The organism is Actinopolyspora mortivallis (assembly GCF_003001495.1).
GTDB classification, from domain to species: Bacteria; Actinomycetota; Actinomycetes; order Mycobacteriales; family Pseudonocardiaceae; genus Actinopolyspora; species Actinopolyspora mortivallis_A.
Genome location: NZ_PVSR01000033.1, coordinates 20,109 through 37,571, shown reverse-complemented (window position 1 = coordinate 37,571; position 17,463 = coordinate 20,109). Strand labels below are relative to the sequence as shown.

The following is a 17,463-nucleotide window of genomic DNA, read 5'->3' as shown; positions in this document are numbered from 1 at the left end:
CCCGGGGTGAGGGGCGTCGATGACGGAGCAGGATGTCTCGCCCGCTCAGGGCATCTGGTCCGAGGTGATCGGGCAGCCCGCCGCCGTGCGCACCCTGACGGCCGCGGTGCGGGCCGCGCGGCGGGCCCTGCGGGGCACCGGTGACGTGACGGGTGGGGCGATGACCCACGCCTGGCTGTTCACCGGGCCGCCGGGGTGCGGTCGTTCGCTCGCCGCGCGGGCCTTCGCGGGGGCGTTGCAGTGCTCCGACCCGGACTCGCTGGGGTGCGGGGCGTGCGCCTCCTGCGAGACGGCGCTGGCGGGCACGCACGCGGACGTCACCACCGTGGCACCGGAGGGACTGTCGATCTCGGTCTCCGAGATGCGGTCGTTGGTGCAGGCCGCCGCCCGCAAGCCCAGCACCGGCCACTGGCGGATCGTGGTGATCGAGGACGCCGACCGACTCACCGAGGGAGCGGGCAACGCGCTGCTCAAGGCGGTGGAGGAACCCCCGGAACGGACGGTGTTCCTGCTGTGCGCCCCCTCGGACCATCCCGCCGATGTCCCGGTGACGATCCGGTCCCGGTGCCGGCCCCTGCAACTGCGCACTCCCCTGACCGGGGCGATCGCCGAGTCGCTCCGCCACAGGGACGGTGTGGACGCGGAGACGGCGGAGTGGGCCGCCTCCGTGTGCGGGGGGCACATCGACCGGGCCAGGAGGCTGGCCACCGATCCCCAGGCGCGGCAGCGGCGGGAGGACGTGCTGCGGATCCCGCGTGGCCTGCGGGACCTCTCCGAGGTGTTCACCGAGGCCGGGGCGTTGGTGCGCTCGGCGGAGACCGAGGCCTCCGAGATGCACGAGGAGCGCAACGAGGCGGAGAAGGAGGAGCTGCGCACCGCCATGGGGGCCGGGGGCAGCGGCAAGGGTGCCTCCTCGGCCGCCAAGGGCGCCAACGCGGCGCTGAAGGAGCTGGAGAAGAAGCAGAAGGCCAGGACGACCCGTTCCCAACGGGACGCCCTGGACCTCGCCCTGGTTGACCTGGCCGGTTTCTACCGGGACGTGCTGGCCACCCGTTTCGGGGCCTCGGTCCCGTTGAACCATCCCGATTTCGCCCGGGAGATCCGCGGTGCCGCCGAGGAGTGGACCTCGGAGACCACACTGCGTCGGCTGGAGGCGGTGCTGCGCTGCCGCACCGCCCTGAACCGCAACGTCAAACCCGTGGTGGCGGTGGAGGCCCTGGCCGCCGAGTTGTACCGGTGACCGCTGCCGGCGCGAAAAGAGGGCAGCGGATCAACGGCGACGCGGCAGCGCGGCGATGAGCACGGCCCCGAACAACAGCAGCAGGGTTCCGGTCCAGAAGAGCCCCACCGCGTGGTAGGCCCCGGAGGTTTTCGGCAGCGGCGGATCCGCCACCTGCTTCACCGGTGGTGTGGTCGGGGGCTCGGTGGCGGGTTCCCGATCACAGTGGACTCCTCCTTCGGGCGCCTTCGCCCTGGCGAACTGTTCCCCGAACGAGACCTTGGCCAGTGCGGTGGAGAAACCGAGGAAGTCGTTGGGCAGGATCTCCAGGTCCAGCAGCCTGGCTCTGGCACGCATCTCGGTGCCGACCCTGTCCTCGGTGAGTTCTCCCAGACTCAGGCGCAGCACTCCGAGGTCGATCACCCGGGGGTGCTCGGTCTCGCCGACCACGGCGGTGCCCGGCGTGTCCCCGTCGCCGGGCAGCGGGAGTCCGATCGGGAGTTCGAACTCGGGGTGGGCGGCGTCGAGAGTGAACAGTTCCTCGCCGTCCCGGCTGATCCGCAGCACGGGAGCGATGTAGTCCACCGTGGACGTCTCGGGGTCGCCGGTCGCGGTGGCCGTCAGGCGCGGAGCACTGACCACGTCGACCCGGAGTTCCTGGGAGGTTCCCGCGAACAGGCGAATGCTGGCCACCTCGAACTCGGAGGTGGACCGGACCGCTTTGCCCTCCTGCCCTTCGGCGTCGACCAGCCGTACGTTGGAGTGGGCCCGCATGAGGTCGGGAACACGCAGCAGCGAGCCCGCCGTGGGCTCGGCCGCGGGGCCACCGAGCAGTCCGCCCAGCCGCTCCAGCGGGGCGAACAGCTCGTCGGTCCGTTCGTCCGCCGCCCCGGGAGCAGCCTGCGTGGCCCGTCGGGCCAACTCCGGTTCCTTGTCCTTCAGGGCGGGCAGCACGTTCACCGCCGAGATGCTGGCCAGCGAGGTTTCCGCGTCGGAGATGGGGCTCACACAGGGGCCGAGCCGTTCGTCCCAGCGGGCGTGCACGCTTCCTTCGAGCAGTCCGAGGTCGAGCAGCTTGTCCAGCGGGGAGGAAGGGGGTTCGAGTCCGCGGGTCCTCGGTTCCTCGTGGTCGGGCACCGCCGTCTGTGCCAGGGAACCGGGCAGGGCGGGCGCGTGGCCTCCGACGGCGAAACCGAAGGGGGCCGCCTCCGCCACGGCCCTCTCCTGGGCCAGGTAGGCCTCGGAGTTGGCTTTGGCCACCGAGATGCCCATGCCGGTCTCCACCAGCGCCTGCCTGGGGATCTTCTCGTCGAACTCGGGATCGTCGAGGATCGACTCACCGGGCACGGCGTTGGGCAGCACGCGCAGCATACCTATGCCGGTTCCCGCCTCGGCCACGACCGGGCCGGGAGGGGGAACCTCGGGTTCCGAGGCACCCGGTGGCTGGTCCGGAAACTCGGGACTGGGCACCGGGGTGCTCGGTGGGGTGCTCTGAGCGGCGGCGGGAAGGCCCAGAAACCCCACGGCCAGGGAGACGACGGAGCACACGGCGATGCGGTGGACGGTGGGTATGCGCATCCGGCACCTTCCGACTGTTCGTGATCGAGGTCACCGTGGGGCTCAACGAGCGGGGGGTCTGCGAGTGACGTTCGACGGCAGGCTATAGTGGGACCAGGCTGCGCCGCCTTAGCTCAGTCGGTCAGAGCGACGCACTCGTAATGCGTAGGTCAGGGGTTCGACTCCCCTAGGCGGCTCCGAGAGTGACCGGCCGTTTTCCGCGATGCGGGAAGCGGCCGGTTCTCGTTGGTCCCAGTTCTGGTCGCAGTTGCCCCTTCCGAGGTGCGCTCACCGCTGCTCGCGAGGTTTCCCCAGCAACCCACTCGACTGACCGGGAAGTCCGTGTGCGCTCGTCGTGTGGAACAGCGGCTCGTGTCGTTCCCCGGAGCTTCGTTCGTCCTGCGAGCGGCCCGGAGATCCATTATGTTCCGGACCGTGGTGCGGCGGATCCGTGGTCCGGGGTGACTTCGGGTCCGCGCCGTGACTCGTCGGTGCGAGCGGGAGGAACGTTGTCGAGCTCCGGGGTGCGGGGGACCGGGTCGTCCGGGGACGTGGTCGGATGTCCCTGACGGGCCCGGTGCTGGCCGAGGCGGCCTCTCCCACGGATCTGTTCGCGGCGCGGTTGCAGATGGCCTTCTCGCTGGGATGGCACATCGTGATCGCCTGCTTCGGCGTGGGAATGCCCGCGATCACGGTCTTCGCCGAGTGGCGGGGTGTGCGCACCGGTGACGAGGTCTACCGGTTGCTCGCACGGCGCTGGGCCAAGGCCATGGGAGTGCTCTTCGCCGTGGGGGCTGTCTCGGGCACGATCCTCAGCTTCGAGATGGGCGTGCTCTGGCCCGGCATGATGGACACCTACGGGCAGGTCATCGGGCTGCCGTTCACACTGGAGGGTTTCGCCTTCTTCGTCGAGGCCATCTTCCTGGGCATCTATCTCTACGCCTGGGACAGACTTCCGCCCCGGGTGCACGTGTGGACCGGAATCCCGGTGTGCGTGGCGGGAGTCGCCTCGGCGTTCTTCGTCGTCACGGCCAACGCCTGGATGAACCAGCCCCGGGGGTTCGAGCTGCGGGACGGTCGGGTCGTGCACGTACAGCCGTGGGCGGCGATGTTCAACCCGGCGGCCTGGCCCCAGAGCGTGCACATGATCCTCGCGGCCTTCATGGTGGCCGGCTTCGGCATGGCGGCCGTGTACGCGGCGGCGATCCTGCGTGGTCGGGACGACCGCTACCACCGGCTCGGTTTCCTGGTGCCGTTCTCGGTGGGGGCGGTGCTCACCCCCGTCCAGATCGGGGTGGGGGACTGGGCCGCCAAGTTCCTCGCGGTGAACCAGCCGATCAAGCTCGCGGCGATCGAGGGCGTGCACGAGACGGCGCGTCATGTTCCGCTGCACATCGGTGGGATCTACCGGCAGGGGGAGATGGAGTACGCGGTCGAGATCCCCAGTGGACTGTCCCTGCTGGCCCACTGGACCCCGGAGGGTCGGATAACCGGCTTGGCCGCGGCTGCCGTCGAGAACCGCCCCCCGGTGAACATCGTGCACTGGTCCTTCCAGCTCATGGTGGCGATCGGTTTCGGACTGCTGGTGCTCGCGGCCTGGTGCGGGCTCGTGTGGTGGCGTCGCCGGAGGATGCCCCGGGGGCGGGTCTTTCTCGCACTGGCCACCGCGGCCGGTTTCGCCGCCCCGCTCGCGGTGGAGTTCGGATGGATCACCACCGAGGTGGGTCGCCAGCCCTGGATCGTCTGGGGGCGGATGCGCACCGTCGAGGCCGTCACCCCCGTGCCCGGCTTGCTCTGGGGGCTGCTGGCCGTGCTCGCGGTGTATCTCGTGATGACCGTGGCCAGTGTCTACGTGCTGAGACGCCTGGCCCGTGCCCCGTTGGCCCCGCAGGAACACGACGAGGAACTCCGATGACTCCGGCGGACTGGTTCATCGCTGTCATGTGGTTGGCGCTGACCGCCTACGTGCTGCTGGGCGGGGCCGACTTCGGGGGTGGCTTCTGGGACCTGCTCGCCGGTGGGACCGAGCGGGGTTCCGAACAACGTGCGCTCATCAATCACTCGATCGGTCCGGTCTGGGAAGCCAACCACGTGTGGCTGATCTTCGTGATCGTGCTGTGCTGGACCGGGTTTCCCGGCGTGTTCGCCTCGGTGGCCTCCACGATGTACATACCGTTGACCCTGGTGGCGCTGGGCATCATCGCACGCGGAGCGGCCTTCGCGTTCCGCAAGGCGAGCACCGAGTCGGGGCACCGCCGGATGTACGGGGCCGCTTTCGCCTCCTCCTCGGTGGTGACTCCGTTCTTCCTCGGAACGGTGGCCGGGGGGATAGCCTCCGGTCGTACCCCACTGGGGATCGCCGAAGGTGGGCTGATCACCAGTTGGGTGAATCCGACCTCCGCGCTGGGAGGAGTGCTCGCGGTGGCCGTCGCGGCCTACCTGGCGGCGGTGTTCCTGTGCGCCGACGCGCGCAGGGAGGGCAAGGCCGAGCTCGCCGAGGTCTTCCGGCGCAAGGCGCTCGGTACCGCCGTGGTCACCGGGGTGGTGGCCCTGGCCGGTATCGGTGTGCTGCACGCCGACGCCCCTCGGCTCTACGCGGGGCTGGTGGGCAGGGGGATCGGGGTGATCGCGGTCTCCGCTCTCGGCGGGGTCGTTTCGCTGCTGTTGTTGCTGACCAGGCGTTACCTGCTCTCGCGGATCGCCGCGGCTGTGGCCGTGGCGGCTCTGCTGTGGGGGTGGGCGGTGGCCCAGTACCCCCTGGTGCTGTTGCCGGACACCACGATCGCCGAGGCCGCGGCCCAACCCGCCGTGCTGCGCGTGAGCCTGTGGGTGATCCTGGTCGGGGCCTTGGTGCTGCTTCCGTCCTTGTGGTGGATGTTCAGCCTGTTCCAGCGGGGGAGCTCCGAGGAACGCACGCGGACGGGGTCCGAATGAGTCGTGACGGTGTTTCTTCCGATCGGTATGGGGTGGGGCGAACACGCCGATGAGAAAAATTCTTCGGTTCGGTGGGCACCGAAAGGAATGAGAATTTTCGTCGAATCGAGGTATGGTCCGCGATTCGACGCTGTCTTCGAGTCCTTTTCGTCCGGAACGAGGGAAACACCGTCGGCGGAGGGAATGCTCACCGGCCCCCTTCCGCGTGTGCGCCGGGCCTTGTGATGCCGCGCGGACACGGCGGCACGAAGCCGGACTGCGCTGCTGGTACTTCCTCGGTTCGGAAGGCCCGACGATTCCGTTCCGGGATGTAATATGATCATCGCGTGGCCAGCTCCGCGAGCTCTTTCGGGCCGGATGTCGCACAGCCACGGGGCATGACGTGATCGAGCACTCCGAGCGGTGGTCGAGTGCTGGGGTGGTGTGAATGGGGGCACTGTTCGGATGAGGCGCCGGAAAGACGTGTGGGCCCTCTTCCGGGGGATTTTTCGGGACGTTTTCGCGATGGACCTCCCCGGAATCTTCCCGTCGCGACCGCTCGGTCCGTCGTGGACGACAGTTCTCGGAGTGGTGCCGGAGGTGTTGCCGTGTCCGCGGCCCCGGCGCTCCCGCGTTCCGACGACGGGGCGGCTGTGGGCGTACTCGTGGTGCGTGACCGCGGGAGCCGGGACACGGTCGGGTGATCGTGGGTGGTGCTTACTTTCCCGATAGCGGGAAGTTGTCGTCGGCTCTGCCGAGTGGTGCACGCGAACGACGACCCGTGGCGGTGCCGTCCGCGCGGGTGGGGGAGACGTCGCTTCGGTCCGCCGTGCTTGCCCGGAAGGCCTGTTCTCCGGTTCGGTATGTTGGCTCTCCGCTGTGGTCGAGTGCGCGGAACCGGATTTTCTCCGGGGCAGGACAACGGTGCGGGAGACCGTGTCGGAGAAGAGTGTCCGAAGTGGTACAACCCGTGTTCATGACGCGTGTGATCGTCTGGGAGAGCTCGTGGGTGAGGTGGCGGGTCGGTGGTCGCCGGTGAGCGGGAGCGGTACCTCCGTTCGGAGGTGCCGAACGCGTTCCGTTATTCGATCAGCTCGGGCGTCACCCCGTCAGCCGATTGCAGTAACGCTGTTGAGCTATTTCGATCACAGTGACGCCGTGAAGGGATCGTGTGATGAGCAGTACCGAGGTCAGTACGGGGATAGTCGGAGGAGGTGTGCTCTCCGCCGACTCGCCACCCGATGACGTCGCGCGACGCATCGCGGACCTCTCCGAGCAGGCGCATCGGGCGCTGCTGTTACGACGTCTGCTGGTCGTGTGGGCCCTGCCCGTGAACGTGGCGTTGCTCGCCTCGGCCGTGAGCTACTTCGTGCTGGGAACACCGGGATGGGGGATGACCACACTCGTCTCGGTGATTTCGGTGATCTCCGTAGTGTGTTCCGCCTTCCTCCTGTACCGCCAGTACTTCAAGGTACGCGGTATGGCGATCGAACTGCGTGAGCTGAACCAGGCGCGGCGCGAACAGTTGCTGGAGGAGGTGGGGTCGGGGGACCTGTTGTCCGCGCACAAGCGTTACCGCGTGTACCTGCCGGATGCGGTGCGCGCCTACCGCAGACAGGCCCGTCGCTATCGTTCCGTGCACAACTCGTTGCAGATGGTGGTCATCTCCGGGTCGATCGTGACCTCGGTGGTGGCCGCTGCCTCCGTGTCGATGGCCCCCGCGCGGTGGGTGGCCGTCGGGCTGAGTCTCGTGGTGGCCGTGACGGCGGCGCTGTCCGGCTACGGGAAGTACCGGGAGCGCAGCGTGAATCTGCAGTTCACCGCCGACTCCCTGGAACGGGAGTACCACTCGGTGGAGCTGCGGGTGGGCAAGTACCGCCGTTTCGACAGTGAGCAGGCCGCCTACGCCGAGTTCGCCAACGAGGCCGAGGTGTTGTTGGACGAACACGCCAAACGTCAGCAGCAGGTGGGGCCCGCTGTCCTCCCGGACACTCTTGTTTGACCCTTTGGTGTGATTCGGACTGTAGCGGAGGGGGAACTGGGGAGTTTTTGATTACTTTTCGTGCAAGGTTGGCTGTCGGTAATCGCTGAACCGTGTCCAGTGGCGTTTCCGTAGGCTCTTTGCCGCGCGCAGGACCGCCCCCTGTGCAGAGAGGAGCAAGGCGATGAAACGCACTGTGAGCGCAGCGGCCGCTCTGTTGGCGGGAAGCGCAGGCGCCGTCGGACTCGCGGGCACCGCCGCGGCGGAGACCCCCGCCCTGCCGACCGAGCTGCCCACCGACGGAAGCACCGCCCAGGCCGCCCACCACACGGCCACGACCCTGCACTCCGCCGAGAAAGTGGTCGGAGACGTCGTTGCCGCTCCCGGGGCGAGCGCTCGTTCCGGCGACGACGTTCCCGCCGTGCCCGCGGGGCTTCCCGGCCACGACCAGACCGTCCCCGGGATCGCCGACGCCCACTCCGTGGACGGGACGAGCAGTGTGCTGCCGGGAGAGCTGCGGCAGCGCGACGGGGCTTCCGCCCCGTCCACCGGGGGGGACCTGCTCGGCGACTCCCCGCTCGGAGGGCTCCTCGGCGGACTGCCGATCAGCGGCCGGTAGAACATCGGTGACGCCTCCCCCCGGGGCGGGGCGCGTGTTCGCCGTCGCCGCTCCGGTACGGGACCGGCGCCCTCGGAACGCGAGGGTCCCCACCGCACCGGGTGGGGACCCTCGTCGTTTCCGCGTCCCGGGAAGGGCTCAGTGCTCCTGCTCCTTGGCGCGTTCGTACGAACGCTTGATCTCCGCCTCGGCGTCGTCCCTGCCGACCCAGGTGGCCCCCTCGACGCTCTTGGCCGGTTCGAGGTCCTTGTAGACCTCGAAGAAGTGCTGGATCTCCAGCCGGTGGAACTCCTGGACGTGGTGGATGTCCCGGATGTGCTCCTGCCGGGGATCGTCGGCGGGAACGCAGATGATCTTGTCGTCGCCGCCCTTCTCGTCGCGCATCCGGAACATTCCGATCGCGCGTGCACTGATCAGGCAGCCCGGGAAGGTCGGCTCCTGCACGAGCACGAGCGCGTCCAACGGGTCTCCGTCCTCGCCGAGGGTGTGCTCGATGAACCCGTAGTCGGCCGGGTACTGGGTGGCGGTGAACAGCGTCCGGTCGAGACGGATCCGCCCCGTCTCGTGGTCCACCTCGTACTTGTTGCGGTTCCCCTTGGGGATCTCGATCGTGACGTCGAAGTCCACGCGGTTCCTCATTCGTCCTGACGGTGTTTCGGACGGCGACCCCTCGTGCGGTCCGCCGACCGCTCGGATGTCGCCGGAACGGCCGTGCCGTTGCCGACCCTTTCTCGGGGAGTCCCCGATCGCCCGCGCACTGGCGGACCGTCCGGCGCCGGGCCGGTCGCGGCGGCGCGCAGGCCACACGGCGACCCTCGCCGCTCGCCGGTGGAATGCGCGTACAGCGTAAGTGAGCGTCTCCGGAGCGGGCTTGGCGGGCCGTCCCACAACGGTGCCGAGCGACGGGCCGACGCGGAGCACGGGCGAACCGTTGGCCCCCATCCTCCGCGGGGCCGTGACCGAGTCGTCACCGACCCGCCCCACGGCGAGCGGCGCTGCGGGGGTTCTCGCATCGTGTCCCTCGTCTCCGGCTCTTCCGGGTGTGGCTGTGCCCGCCTGTCGTTCCGGCGCATCTAGTGTGGGACACGTCAGCCGTTCCAGCCGCACGACAGTGCGCGAGATCGCACCCGCGGACAGGCAGCACCCCAGGAGGAGTCCCTTGCCCGAGCCCCAGGAACCGGAGGGCGCGACCGGCGAGTACGCGGAGACCGACGTCTCCGGGGAGGCGGACACCGGTGCCGCCGCCGTCTCCGGCGACCGGGACGCGACGTGCTCGGAGGGGAACGAGCAGGAGCAGGCCCCGGCCTGGCCCACCGAGGACCCCGAGGAGGCCACGTCGGGGGCGACGTCCGAGCCGGTGCCGGAGTGGCCGGAGCACGACGAGGCAGCCGTCGAGAGCACGCAACGGCTGCACACCGCGGCCCGTGAGCCCGAACCCGAGGGGGATCGGGAGGAACCGGAGTCCCCCGCCGGGCCGTGGCCGAGCGACCCGATCTCGGATCCCCCGACCACGACGATCCCCGTGATCGGAGGAGAGGGGGCCTGCGGTTCCTCCGGGATTCCGGGGACCCCGGACGAGCGAGGTGAGGGTGCCGGTGGGGCGGACCTCTTCACGGGGAACACGCTGGCGGGCAACGTCCCCCCGACGACCGAGCGGCCGGCGGAGCCCTCCGACTTCGGGATGCCCTCGGCGACCCTCCCCGTGTTCCCGGTGGCCGGACGAACCACTGGTTCCGAGCAGCCCCCGCCTCCGCCCGCGCCCGTTCCACCCCGGACCCCGGCGGAGGACACCGACTCCGGCGAACGATCCTCGGGCGAACAGGCCGTCGGTGAACAACCCCCGGCCGAACCGGTCGCCGGGGAACACCCCCCGGCCGAACAGGCCGTCCGCGAACCGGCCGCCACCGCCGGGGAGGAGACGCCCGCGGACAGCGAGCGGCCACCCCGGAGGAGAGGACTCGGCAGGAAGCCGACCGTGCTCCTCTCTCTGGTGGGGGTGGTCGTGCTCGGTTGCGCCGCGGTGCTCGGAACACTGGCCTGGTGGGGCGGGACCACACCTCGGGCCCACGGCCCCGCGCTCGCGTGGCTGAACCCCTCGGTCCGGGGGCTGGACTCGGCCGCCCCGACCCCCACCCGGGACGGGCTGGCCGCCGCGCTCGACGGGACGGCCGCGCGTCCGGAGCTGGGTGAGTTCGGAGGAGTGGTGCTGGACTCCGCCAGTGGGAAGGTGCTGTGGAGCCACCACGAGGAACGGGCCATGACCCCGGCGTCGACGAACAAGCTGCTCACCTCGTGCGCCGCGCTGCTGGCCGTCGACCACGACTTCCGGTTCCGCACCACGGTGGTGCGGGGTGAGGAACCGGGCAGCCTGGTGCTGGTGGGCGGAGGGGATCCCACGCTGTCCTCTCTCCCCGAGGGGGAGGAGTCGGTGTATCCGGGGGCGGCGCGGCTGGACGAGCTGGTGCGCGAGATCCGCGAGACCACCACCGGCGAGATCGAGTCGATCAAGGTGGACGTGAGCCGGTACAGCGGTCCCACGCTGGCCCCCGGCTGGGACCCGGACGACGTGGACCGGGGATACATCGCCCCGATGCGTCCGGTGATGCTCGACGGAGGGCGTGACGACCCCACGAGCAAGGTCAGTGGGCGCAGCCACGAACCGGCTCTCGACGTGGGCAGGGAACTGGCCTCCCGACTCGGGGTGTCCTCCGAGTCGGTGAGCACCACGACGGTCCGGGAGGGTTCCTCCGAAGTCGCCGAGGTCGAGTCCCCGCCGTTACGGGAACTGGTGGGCAAGCTGTTACGGGACTCGGACAACGTGCTGGCCGAGGCCGTGGCGCGCCAGGTCGCGATCGCCACCGGTCACGAGCCCTCGTTCTCCGGAGCCACGGAGGCGGTGCGCGAGGTGTTGGAGGAGCACGGCTTCGACACGAGCGGACTCCGTCTGCGGGACGGCAGCGGTCTCTCCGAGCAGGACCGGGTGACCCCCCGGTTGCTGGGGGAGGTGTTGCGCACCGCGAGCGCGCCTGCGGACAGTCCCTCCGGAGCCAGCGCGCGGTTGCGTCCGCTGCTCACGGCGGTCCCGATCGCCGGTGCCACCGGCAGTCTCGCCGGACGCTACGAGGACGGGCGCTCCGCCGAGGCACGCGGCTGGGTGCGGGCGAAGACGGGGACGCTCACCGGGGTGAACGCCCTGGCGGGCACGGTGGTCACCGAGGACGGGCGCCTGCTGGGTTTCGTGTTCCTCACCAACGGCAGCCGGGCTGCGCAGGCCCGTCCGCTGCTGGACAGGATGGCCGCGCACCTGCACGAGTGCGGTTGCCGGTGACCGGTCTCCGGGGTGTTCCTTCCGAGGTTCGCCGCCCCGCTCCGATGCGTGTACGGTCAGTGCTGTGAGTGTTCGTGCTTCCGCGTTCCCCGTGCCGCCGCGTCGTACGGTGTCCGGGCACGCCGGCCCGGAGCGCCCCGGACGGATCCGGGACGAACGTGCGGCCGCGGGGGCGGGATCGGGGACGATCGACTGGGATCTCGCCGTGGGCACGGCCGCCAGGCTGCTCGGTCCGGGGCCGGAGATCTCCCGCGCCGAGGCGGACAGTGCGGTGGCGAGCCTGCGCGAGTACAGCGTGGGAGCCGAGACCCATGTGCGCGAGGTGACCGGGCTGGGTGCGGAACTTCCCGTGCGCTCCGGGGACGTGGTGGACCGGCCCGGATGGCTGCACTGCGCGAGCAGAGGGTTGGCCGAGCTGACCGAGACGGCCGTCGAGAACGCCGTGTCCGCCGGGGCGGAGCGCTCCGGTGAGCTGTTGGCGGCGGTCAGCAGCCGCGGTGCGGGACTTCAGGCCGGTGTGGTGCTGGCCTATCTCGGCAGCAAGGTCCTGGGGCAGTACGACCCCTTCGCCCCCGCCGTGTCGGCGGACGAGGACCCGGGCAGGTTGTTGCTGGTGGCACCGAACATCGTGACGGCCCAGCGCGCGCTGGACGTTCCGGAGCGGGACTTCCACATGTGGGTGTGCCTGCACGAGTCCACCCACCGGTTGCAGTTCAACGCGGTCCCCTGGTTGCGTGAGTACTTCGCCGACAGCGTGGGTGAGCTCATGGGGGAGATGGACGGCTCCACGGGCGAGATGCTGAGCAGGGTGCCGGCTGCGGTGCGGGAGGTGCGTTCCGGCCGTTCCGGGGAGGCCGACACCAGTCCCGGTGTGTTGGGGCTGGTGGAGCTGTTGCAGACACCGCAGCAGCGCGCGGCTCTGGACCGGATCATCGCGGTCTCCACCCTGTTGGAGGGCCACGCCGACCACGTGATGGACGCGGTCGGCCCCCGGGTCGTCCCCAGCGTGCGCACGATCCGGGAGCGGTTCACCCGCCGCCGCGCGGGCGGAGGACTGTTGGACAGGGTGCTGCGGAGTCTGCTGGGGATGGACGCGAAGATCAAGCAGTACGCCAAGGGCGCCGAGTTCACCCGGCACGTGGTGGACACGGTGGGCATGGACGGGTTCAACGCGGTGTGGAGCCGTCCTGACCACCTGCCGACCCGCGCGGAGCTGTCAGCTCCCGCCGAGTGGGTGCGCCGGGTACACGGGTGACCGCACACCGCCGCGTGGCCGGTGGTCGGGAACCCGGAGGGCGAGGGGCACAATTCCGGTGTGCCTCCAGCTCCCTGTGTGAGTGAGATCCGCGTCGCGGTGCGCAGACTGCTCGACTCCGAACAGGCTGCCCCTTACCGGGGAAAACCGCTGGTGGTGGCCTGCTCCGGCGGGCCTGATTCGCTCGCCTTGGCCGCGGCGGCGGTGTACGTCGGCCGGCACCGCCACGTTCCGGTGCACGCGGTGGTCGTCGACCACGGCCTGCAGGAGGGTTCGGAGGCGGTGGCCGCACGGGCGGCCGACCAACTGAGCGGGCTCGGTTGTTCCGGGGTGGAGACGGTGCGGGTCACCCCCGGGGGCGGTGGGGGACCCGAAGCGGCGGCCCGCCGTGCTCGTTACGAGGCGTTGCGCCGGTGCCGCCCGGAGGGGGCTCCCGTGCTGTTGGGGCACACCAGGGACGACCAGGCCGAGACGGTGTTGCTCGGTCTGGGGAGGGGCTCCGGCCCCCGGTCGGTGGCGGGCATGCGGCCGGTGGATCCGCCGTGGCTGCGTCCGCTGCTGGAGGTCTCCCGCAGGACCACCGAGGCGGTCTGTGCCGAACTGGGGCTGTCCCCCTGGAGGGATCCGCACAACGCGGACTCCCGTTTCACCAGGGTACGGCTGCGCACCGAAGTGTTGCCCCTGATGGAGGACGTGTTGCAGGGTGGGGTTGCCTCCGCCCTGTCCCGGACGGCGGCGCAGCTTCGGGAGGACGCGGACGCGCTGGACACGCTCGCCGAGGAGCTGCGCGCGCGGGTGCGCACCCCGGAGGGACTCGACGCGCCGGCGCTGGCCGAGAACCCGCCCCCGCTGCGCAGACGAGTACTGCGGGACTGGCTGCGCGCGTGCGGTGTCCCCGAGCTCAGCGATGCCCATCTGCGTGAGGCGGACGCGCTGGTCGGTGACTGGCGCGGTCAGGGTGGTCACGCTCTGCCCGGAGGGTTCGAGCTGATTCGTGTGCGCGGAACTCTTCTGGTGGAATGCGGGGGTCGCCGAATCGAAGAACGAGCGAGCGACGGGTGAACAGCAACCCAATCGAGAGGGGAAGGCGGGCCGTGTACGACGGCGACATTGCCTCCGTGCTCATCTCCGAGCAGCAGATCAACGACAAGATCACCGAACTGGCCAAGCAGATCGACGAGGACTACGGGCAGCTCCACGGCGGGGATCTGGTCCTGGTGGGGGTCCTCAAGGGCGCCGTCATGGTGATGACCGATTTGGCCCGGGCGCTTCCCCGGCCTGCCCAGCTGGAGTTCATGGCGGTCAGCTCCTACGGGTCCTCGACCTCCTCCTCCGGGGTTGTGCGGATCCTCAAGGACCTGGACCGGGACATCGCGGACAAGCACGTGCTGGTCGTCGAGGACATCATCGACTCGGGGCTGACGCTGTCCTGGTTGCTGAAGAACCTGACCGCGCGCAACCCCGCCTCGCTCGAGGTGTGCACCCTGCTGCGCAAGCCGGACGCGGTGCAGGTCGAGATCCCGGTCAGGTACGTCGGCTTCGACATCCCCAACGAGTTCGTCGTGGGCTACGGGCTCGACTTCGCGGAGCGCTACCGCGACCTCCCCTACATCGGTAGCCTCGATCCGAAGGTCTACACCTCCGGGACCTGACTCCGCGCGGTTCCCGTGGTGCCGTGGTGGCGGGTACAACCGGAAGGGGACGGAAAGCGCCCGCGTGGAGTCCGTCTCCGGGGCGACCTCGGAGAACGGCTCGGGCGGGTCCTCGTCGGTGTGTCGTACCACCCGTGGGGAGGTGGTGGGAACTAATCCGGCGTGTGACCCGTTGGAAATCCAGGGGCGGGTACCCTGGAGGGCTGTGGCTCGGTTCGCTCAGTTTCACGCTGGTGGGACCGGTACGCTGGGCCGAACCGGGGGTGGACGTTGAATGGACGCCCGCCACCACCCGACGTGACAGTCAGGGAGGGTCGAGGCCGCGCCGCGGCCGCAAGTGAATGGACCGAAAGCGCCTGCTCCGCAACCCGCTGCTGTGGCTGTTGGCGGTGTTGCTGCTGTTCTACGCCTTCAGCGTGCTTTTCGACGACACGCGTGGGTACACCGACGTGTCGACCTCCACGGCTCTGCGCCAGATCTCGCAGGGGAACGTGGCCGAGGCCACGATCGAGGACAAGGAACAGCGGCTGAAACTGACTCTGAACGAGGGCGTCCAGGTTCAGGGCAGCAACCGGATCATCGCCCAGTATCCGAGCGGTGCGAACGAGGACATCGTCAACCGGATAGAGCAGTCCGGTATCTCGAACTGGGATTCCGAGGTCTCCCAGAGCTCCATCTGGAGCCAGTTGTTCATCTATCTCATCCCGCTGGGGCTGCTGGTCCTGCTGGTGATGTGGATGATGAACAACGCCCAGGGCGGCGGCAGCAAGGTGCTGAACTTCGGCAAGTCCAAGGCCAAGCAGTTCACCAAGGACATGCCCAAGACGTTGTTCAGCGACGTCGCCGGGGCCGACGAGGCCGTCGAGGAGCTGCACGAGATCAAGGACTTCCTGCAGCACCCGAGTCGGTACCAGGCGCTGGGCGCGAAGATCCCGAAGGGCGTGCTGCTCTACGGGCCTCCCGGAACGGGTAAGACGCTGCTCGCCCGTGCCGTGGCCGGTGAGGCCGGGGTGCCGTTCTACTCGATCTCCGGTTCGGACTTCGTGGAGATGTTCGTCGGTGTCGGTGCCTCCCGGGTGCGCGACCTGTTCGAGCAGGCCAAGCAGAACGCTCCGTGCATCGTCTTCGTGGACGAGATCGACGCCGTCGGCAGGCAACGCGGTGCCGGTCTCGGCGGCGGCCACGACGAGCGGGAACAGACCCTGAACCAGCTGTTGGTCGAGATGGACGGGTTCGACTCCCGTGGCGGGATCATCCTGATCGCGGCGACGAACCGCTCCGACATCCTCGACCCGGCTCTGCTGCGCCCCGGTCGGTTCGACCGCCAGATTCCGGTGGCCGCGCCCGACCTGCGGGGTCGACGCGCGATCCTGAACGTGCACACCAAGGGCAAGCCGTTGGGCGCCGACGTCGACCTGGACGGGCTGGCCAAACGGACCGTGGGATTCTCCGGTGCCGACCTGGAGAACGTGGTCAACGAGGCTGCCCTGCTGACCGCGCGGGAGAACGCGCAGCTCATCACCGGTGCGGCGCTGGAGGAGTCGGTCGACCGGGTGATCGGTGGTCCGCGCCGCAAGACCAAGGTCATCTCGGAGCGGGACAAGAAGATCACCGCCTACCACGAGGGTGGCCACGCCCTGGCCGCCTGGGCGATGCCCGACCTGGAGCCCGTCTACAAGCTGACGATCCTCCCGCGGGGCAAGACCGGCGGGCACGCTCTCGTCGTCCCCGAGGACGACAAGGACATGATGACCCGCTCGGAGATGATCGCCCGTCTGGTGTTCGCACTCGGTGGGCGTTCGGCGGAGGAACTGGTCTTCCACGAGCCGACGACCGGGGCCTCCAGCGACATCGAACAGGCGACGAAGATCGCCAGGGCGATGGTCACCGAGTACGGCATGACCGCCCGGCTCGGTGCCGTCAAGTACGGCAAGGAGGAGGGGGACCCCTTCCTGGGACGCTCCGCCGGCCAGCAGCCGAACTACTCGCTGGAGGTGGCCCACGAGATCGACGAGGAGGTGCGCAAGCTCATCGAAGCCGCGCACACCGAGGCGTGGGAGATCCTGAACACCTACCGGGACGTGCTCGACAACCTCGTGCTGGAGGTCATCGAGAAGGAGACGCTCAACCGCACCGACCTGGAGCGGATCTTCGCCGAGGTCGAGAAGCGTCCCCGGATCACCGCGTTCAACGACTTCGGTGGACGCACCCCCTCGGACAAGCCGCCGATCAAGACGCCCGGCGAGCTGGCCATGGAACGCGGTGAGCCCTGGCCGCCCCCGGTCGAGGAGCAGCCCAGTCCGACCCCGGTGGGGGCGGTGCCCGGAACCAACGGTTACGGCCCGCAGCAGGGCGCCGGATATCCGGCACCGAACCAGCAGGGGCCGCAGCCCCAGGGCTACCCCGGACAGCCGCAACAGGGCGGTTATCCCCAGCAGCCCCCACAGGGGCAGCAGCCGGGAACGGTCCAGATGCCCTACCCCGCTCCTCCCCAGGGGTACGCGCCGCAGGGTGTTCCGCCCAACTACGGTGCTCCCCCCGGGTGGACTCCGGCGACCTCCCCCGGCGCCCAGCCCGGATACCAGCCTCCCGCCTCGAACCAGCACAACTGGACTCCCTCGTGGGACAGCGGGGGTCAGCCGGGGAGCGGTGGCCCGCAGGGCGGGGGACAGCCCCCCTCCCAACAGCCGGGGCAGCAGACCGAGCAGATCCAGCAGGGACAGCAGTCCGCCTCGCCCTCCGCCTCCCCCGAGGAGGGGGCCGGTGAGCGGGCCGAGCAGTCCCCGACTGATTCGAGTGCGGAAACGTCCGCCGAACAGGACCGAGGACGGAATTCCGGAGGCGACGAGACGGGGCCGTCGACGGGGGAGAACGGGAGTTCTTCCGACCACCGCTGAGAGGGTGGGGTCCCGGAGGCTTCCGGCGGAGGCCGGAGGCCT

At 69.8% G+C, this 17,463-nt stretch carries 12 protein-coding genes and 1 tRNA gene; 11 read left to right on the top strand and 2 right to left on the bottom strand.

The window, feature by feature from the left end; translation table 11 throughout:
- The first annotated feature begins 19 nt into the window (after positions 1–19).
- Complete coding sequence (locus CEP50_RS15730; RefSeq protein ID WP_106114704.1) at positions 20–1,240, top strand: DNA polymerase III subunit delta'; 1,221 nt, start codon at positions 20–22, stop codon at positions 1,238–1,240.
- A gap of 30 nt (positions 1,241–1,270) precedes the next feature.
- On the opposite strand, the gene CEP50_RS15725 is transcribed toward CEP50_RS15730, so the two are convergent.
- Positions 1,271–2,797 carry a hypothetical protein gene (locus tag CEP50_RS15725; RefSeq protein WP_106114703.1) on the bottom strand — a complete coding sequence of 509 codons (1,527 nt, stop codon included), beginning with the start codon at positions 2,795–2,797 and terminating at the stop codon, positions 1,271–1,273.
- A gap of 102 nt (positions 2,798–2,899) precedes the next feature.
- Here CEP50_RS15725 and CEP50_RS15720 point away from each other — a divergent pair.
- The 5 genes from CEP50_RS15720 (at position 2,900) to CEP50_RS15700 (ending at position 8,289) form a co-directional block, all read left to right on the top strand.
- Positions 2,900–2,973 (top strand) — tRNA-Thr (locus tag CEP50_RS15720).
- A gap of 362 nt (positions 2,974–3,335) precedes the next feature.
- On the top strand, positions 3,336–4,691 hold the full coding sequence (locus CEP50_RS15715; protein ID WP_106114702.1) for a cytochrome ubiquinol oxidase subunit I: 1,356 nt from the start codon (positions 3,336–3,338) through the stop codon (positions 4,689–4,691).
- Entirely contained in the window at positions 4,688–5,710 is a 1,023-nt protein-coding gene (locus CEP50_RS15710) for a cytochrome d ubiquinol oxidase subunit II (protein ID WP_106114701.1), read from the top strand. The genes CEP50_RS15715 and CEP50_RS15710 overlap by 4 nt, the downstream gene beginning before the upstream one ends.
- A 1,153-nt stretch (positions 5,711–6,863) precedes the next feature.
- Positions 6,864–7,691: a DUF4231 domain-containing protein gene (locus CEP50_RS15705; protein ID WP_258175307.1), complete on the top strand. Its 828-nt coding sequence runs from the start codon at positions 6,864–6,866 to the stop codon at positions 7,689–7,691.
- Between the two features lie 163 nt (positions 7,692–7,854).
- Complete coding sequence (locus CEP50_RS15700; protein WP_106114699.1) at positions 7,855–8,289, top strand: hypothetical protein; 435 nt, start codon at positions 7,855–7,857, stop codon at positions 8,287–8,289.
- Positions 8,290–8,427: 138 nt separating this feature from the next.
- Here CEP50_RS15700 and CEP50_RS15695 read toward each other — a convergent pair whose 3' ends face one another.
- On the bottom strand, positions 8,428–8,916 hold the full coding sequence (locus tag CEP50_RS15695) for an inorganic diphosphatase (protein WP_106114714.1): 489 nt from the start codon (positions 8,914–8,916) through the stop codon (positions 8,428–8,430).
- Between the two features lie 532 nt (positions 8,917–9,448).
- On the opposite strand from CEP50_RS15695, the gene dacB reads away from it, so the two are divergent.
- The 5 genes from dacB to ftsH all read left to right on the top strand — a co-directional run bounded on the left by dacB (position 9,449) and on the right by ftsH (position 17,421).
- Positions 9,449–11,617 (top strand): D-alanyl-D-alanine carboxypeptidase/D-alanyl-D-alanine endopeptidase, encoded by a 2,169-nt coding sequence (gene dacB / locus CEP50_RS15690; protein WP_106114698.1) that lies wholly within the window; start codon positions 9,449–9,451, stop codon positions 11,615–11,617.
- A 64-nt stretch (positions 11,618–11,681) separates the two neighbouring features.
- Entirely contained in the window at positions 11,682–12,872 is a 1,191-nt protein-coding gene (locus CEP50_RS15685; protein ID WP_258175306.1) for a zinc-dependent metalloprotease, read from the top strand.
- A gap of 78 nt (positions 12,873–12,950) precedes the next feature.
- On the top strand, positions 12,951–13,934 hold the full coding sequence (gene tilS, locus CEP50_RS15680) for a tRNA lysidine(34) synthetase TilS (protein WP_106114697.1): 984 nt from the start codon (positions 12,951–12,953) through the stop codon (positions 13,932–13,934).
- A gap of 32 nt (positions 13,935–13,966) precedes the next feature.
- Positions 13,967–14,524 (top strand): hypoxanthine phosphoribosyltransferase, encoded by a 558-nt coding sequence (hpt, locus tag CEP50_RS15675; protein ID WP_019855832.1) that lies wholly within the window; start codon positions 13,967–13,969, stop codon positions 14,522–14,524.
- A 341-nt stretch (positions 14,525–14,865) separates the two neighbouring features.
- Positions 14,866–17,421, top strand: a complete 2,556-nt coding sequence (ftsH, locus tag CEP50_RS15670; RefSeq protein WP_106114696.1) for an ATP-dependent zinc metalloprotease FtsH — start codon at positions 14,866–14,868, stop codon at positions 17,419–17,421.
- Positions 17,422–17,463 lie beyond the last annotated feature (42 nt).

Bases quoted from the DNA above. Each gene is read 5' to 3' on its own strand.
- CEP50_RS15715 (WP_106114702.1), top strand. From the start codon at position 3,336: ATGTCCCTGACGGGCCCGGTGCTGGCCGAGGCGGCCTCTCCCACGGAT.
- ftsH (WP_106114696.1), top strand. From the start codon at position 14,866: ATGGACCGAAAGCGCCTGCTCCGCAACCCGCTGCTGTGGCTGTTGGCG.
- CEP50_RS15710 (WP_106114701.1), top strand. From the start codon at position 4,688: ATGACTCCGGCGGACTGGTTCATCGCTGTCATGTGGTTGGCGCTGACC.
- CEP50_RS15705 (WP_258175307.1), top strand. From the start codon at position 6,864: ATGAGCAGTACCGAGGTCAGTACGGGGATAGTCGGAGGAGGTGTGCTC.
- CEP50_RS15700 (WP_106114699.1), top strand. From the start codon at position 7,855: ATGAAACGCACTGTGAGCGCAGCGGCCGCTCTGTTGGCGGGAAGCGCA.
- CEP50_RS15725 (WP_106114703.1), bottom strand. From the start codon at position 2,797: ATGCGCATACCCACCGTCCACCGCATCGCCGTGTGCTCCGTCGTCTCC.
- CEP50_RS15730 (WP_106114704.1), top strand. From the start codon at position 20: ATGACGGAGCAGGATGTCTCGCCCGCTCAGGGCATCTGGTCCGAGGTG.